Below are 3,687 nucleotides of genomic sequence, written 5' to 3'. Positions count from 1 at the left end.
TTCTGCGGGCCGCGGCCCGCGACCTGCCCGGCGTTCTGCCCCCGCGCGTCCGAATCGGCCTTCTCCCGGGCGACGTTGAACCCCCCGACCGCCTGGCTCTGCGCCGCGCCCTGCTTGGCGTCCTGCAGCCCGTTGCGCACCTGGCCGATGACGACCAGGCCGAGCAGCAGCACCACACCCAGCGACATCAGCAGCGTGGTCGCGACGACCCGCAGCTGGATGTTGCGCCGCCACAGCCGCAGCGCGGGCAGCAGCGGCCTGCGCACCCAGCGCACCAGCAGGCGCAGTACGGGGTGGACTGGACCGCCCGGGGCCCCGTCCTGCAGGAGGTTCCCGCCCTGCCAGAAACGCTCGAACAGGCCGATCCTGCCCACCGGCCCGGCAGGCTTGTTCAACGGCTCGGCCGACTCACCCGCCGGATCGACGGGCCGCCCCTGACGCACACCGCCCGGGGGCACAGCCCCCAGAGCTCCGGCCTCCGGAGCGGCACCGTTCCCGGTCACGTCAGTTCGGTCCGGCCTTGTAACCCACGCCGCGCACGGTCACGACGATCTCGGGGCGCTCGGGGTCCTTCTCGACCTTCGAGCGCAGCCGCTGCACATGCACGTTCACCAGCCGCGTGTCAGCCGCGTGCCGGTATCCCCACACCTGCTCCAGCAGCACCTCGCGGGTGAACACCTGCCAGGGCTTGCGCGCCAGCGCGACCAGCAGGTCGAACTCCAGCGGGGTCAGCGCGATCGACTGGCCCTCCCGCTTGACCGAGTGGCCGGCCACGTCGATCACCAGATCGCCGATGGCCAGCTGCTCCGGCGCCGGCTCCTCCGAGCGGCGCAGCCTCGCCCGAATCCGGGCGACCAGTTCCTTGGGCTTGAACGGCTTGACGATGTAATCGTCCGCGCCGGACTCGAGCCCGACCACCACATCGACCGTGTCGCTCTTCGCGGTCAGCATGACGATCGGCACTCCGGACTCCGCCCGGATGAGCCGGCACACCTCGATGCCGTCCCGACCGGGCAGCATCAGATCGAGCAGCACCAGATCCGGCTTGACCTCGCGAAACGCGGCAAGAGCCTTGTCACCGTCCGACACGAACGACGGTTCAAAGCCTTCGCCGCGCAGCACGATGCCGAGCATCTCTGCCAGTGCGGTGTCGTCGTCGACGACCAGGACGCGTCCTTTCATAATCGACATCATCCCATTAGCTAATCGTTACCTGGCGTGACCTGGCACACAGCTCGGCGAGCCCCGCGCCCGTAACGGGCGAAAGCACCCCCGCCTCGGTGACGATCGCGCTCACCAAATCCGGTGGCGTGACGTCGAACGCGGGGTTGTACGCCTGCGCTCCCGCCGGTGCCACGGGCACGGCGGATCCGGCCGATGTGGCGGAAATCCCACCCCCGGCGCCCATCACACCAGTCCCATCCGGAACAGGGAACTCCGTGACCTCACTACCGGCCCGCTGTTCCACCTCGATCGAAGCCCCGTCCGCGGTCTCCAGGTCCACGGTCGTCGTCGGCGCGACCACCACGAAGGGCACCCCGTGGTGGCGCGCAAGCACCGCGAGCGGATAGCTCCCCACCTTGTTCGCCACCGAGCCGTCCGCCGCGATCCGGTCCGCGCCGATCAGCACCGCGTCCACCTCACCCGCGGCGAACAGCGACCCCGCCGCACTGTCCGCGAGCACCGTGTACGCCATGCCGCAGCGCGCCGCCTCGTACGCGGTGAGCCGGGCCCCCTGGAGCAGCGGCCGCGTCTCGTCCACCCACAGCCGCCGCAGCTCACCCACCCGATGCGCGGCCCGCGCCACCGCGAAGGCCGTGCCCTCGCCGCCCGACACCAGCGCGCCGGTGTTGCAGTGCGTGAGGATCCGGTAGCCGCCGCCCGGCAGCAGGCCGCCGAGCAGCGCGAGCCCGTGCTCCGCCATCCGCGCACTGGCCTCTATGTCCTCCCGGTGCAGCGCCCGCGCCTCGGCGAGCGCCACCGCGGCGGCCGCGTCCCGGCCCTTTCCCTCCTCGAGGGCACGGCGGTACCCGTCCGCGGCCCTGCGCACCCCGTATCCGAGGTTCACCGCCGTCGGCCGCGCGTGCGCCAGCAGCTCGGCCGCCTCCTCGACGTCGAAGCCGCGCGCGGCGGCCAGCGCCAGCCCGTACGCCCCCGCGATGCCCAGCAGCGGCGCCCCGCGCACCGCGAGCGTACGGATCGCCTGCACCAGCGCGGGCACATCGGTGCAGACCAGCTCCACCTCCTCGCCCGGCAGCCGGGTCTGATCGAGGAGCACCAGCACGGGCCCCTCCGGTGGCTCGTCCCAGCGGAGCGAGGGAACAGCGGGCGGCCCAGCGGCCACCGGACGTACCGCGTCCTGATCAACCATTGGGCCAGTCTGCCCCGCCGGACCGGCCGATTAGAAGGCCTGGAAATGCCCGATGGCCAGGTCCGGACGCAATGGCCCCATGGGACGATGTCAGCCAACCGGCCGTAGCTGCGCGTTCCCAGGGGGCGTTCCCCTGCCCCAGAGCCAGCCGACACCGCGGACGGCACCGTGAAGGAGCGACGATGAACGACTCTCCGGGCTGGGCTTCGCCCGGATCCTCTCCATCCGACGACCAGGGACGGAACACCCCTGCTCCCGCCTCCCCGCCGCCGGACCCGGGCAACACCCCGGGCTGGGGCCCGCAGGGCGGCCAGAGCGGCTGGTACGGCCCGGCAGGCGGCTACGGAGGACCTGGAGGAGGCTGGGGAGGCCAGAACGGCTGGCACGCGGGCTGGACCCAAACCCCGGCAGCGGCGAAACCGGGCGTCATCCCGCTGCGCCCCATCGCCCTGGGCGAGATCCTGGACGGTGCCATCGCCACGATCCGCGTGCACTGGCGCACGGTCCTGCCCATCTCCATCGGCATCGCCGCCATCAGCGAGGCGATCAACGTGGTCGCCACGGGTCTCTGGTTCACCGACACGGAGAGCATCAAGGCGCTGGAGAACGACACCAGCCCCACGTTCTCCGAGGTCGTGGACGTCGCCAGGGACGGCATGGTCGGCGGAGCCGTGACCGGGCTGATCGGCCTGCTGGCGGCCTTCCTCGCCACCGCTCTGCTGACGACGGTGATCAGCAAGGCCATCCTCGGCCGCCCCACGTCGATCACCGAGACCTGGCGCGCAACCGCCCCCCGGCTGTCGCAGCTCCTCGCCCTGTTCTTCCTCCTCTTCCTCCTCATCGCGGCGGTCCTCGCCGTGGGGGTCGGTCCCGGCGCCATCCTGGCCGGGACGGGGAACAGGGAAGGGGGCACCGCCCTGATCGCCCTCGGCACGCTTATCGCCCTGGTCGCGATCGTCTGGCTCTGGACCCGCTTCAGCCTCGCCATTCCGGCGCTGGTGCTCGAAAAGCAGAGCGCGCTGGCCTCCCTACGCCGCTCGGCGAAACTCGTACGCGGTTCCTGGTGGCGGATATTCGGCATTCAGCTCCTCACGAGCCTGCTCGCCTTTCTCTTGGCGGCGGCCATCGCAGTTCCGGCAACCGTGATCAATTTTGGGCTCGGCGACCGACTCTGGCCTTCGCTCATCGTGACGGGCATCGCCTCGGTGATCGCCTCGACTGCCACGCTCCCCCTCAACGCGAACGTCATCGCACTGCTCTACACGGATCAGCGCATCCGCCGCGAGTCCCTGGACCTGGAACTGGCCCGCGCGGCC

General features: G+C 71.3%; 3 protein-coding genes and 1 pseudogene. 1 reads left to right on the top strand and 3 read right to left on the bottom strand.

Annotated features, from left to right (window positions below):
• The 3 genes and pseudogenes from AOK16_RS16595 to mtnA form a co-directional block, all read right to left on the bottom strand.
• Positions 1-374: pseudogene (locus tag AOK16_RS16595) on the bottom strand (two-component sensor histidine kinase); the annotation flags it as partial.
• A 130-nt stretch (positions 375-504) separates the two neighbouring features.
• Complete coding sequence (gene mtrA, locus AOK16_RS16590; RefSeq protein ID WP_205627704.1) at positions 505-1,194, bottom strand: two-component system response regulator MtrA; 690 nt, start codon at positions 1,192-1,194, stop codon at positions 505-507.
• Positions 1,195-1,198: 4 nt separating this feature from the next.
• Positions 1,199-2,371, bottom strand: coding sequence for an S-methyl-5-thioribose-1-phosphate isomerase (gene mtnA, locus AOK16_RS16585; RefSeq protein ID WP_079101461.1), 1,173 nt, complete (start codon positions 2,369-2,371; stop codon positions 1,199-1,201).
• A gap of 182 nt (positions 2,372-2,553) precedes the next feature.
• Here mtnA and AOK16_RS16580 point away from each other — a divergent pair.
• Positions 2,554-3,687: glycerophosphoryl diester phosphodiesterase membrane domain-containing protein (locus AOK16_RS16580; protein ID WP_055473019.1), on the top strand; the 1,134-nt coding region annotated here is incomplete at its 3' end.

The sequence above is a fragment of the Streptomyces pathocidini genome (assembly GCF_001418495.1).
GTDB classification, from domain to species: domain Bacteria; phylum Actinomycetota; class Actinomycetes; order Streptomycetales; family Streptomycetaceae; genus Streptomyces; species Streptomyces pathocidini.
This window is presented reverse-complemented; position numbering and strand designations above follow the sequence as displayed.

Excerpts from the sequence above, each read along its gene's own strand:
- mtnA (WP_079101461.1), bottom strand. The coding sequence starts at position 2,371 with ATGGTTGATCAGGACGCGGTACGTCCGGTGGCCGCTGGGCCGCCCGCT.
- mtrA (WP_205627704.1), bottom strand. The coding sequence starts at position 1,194 with ATGATGTCGATTATGAAAGGACGCGTCCTGGTCGTCGACGACGACACC.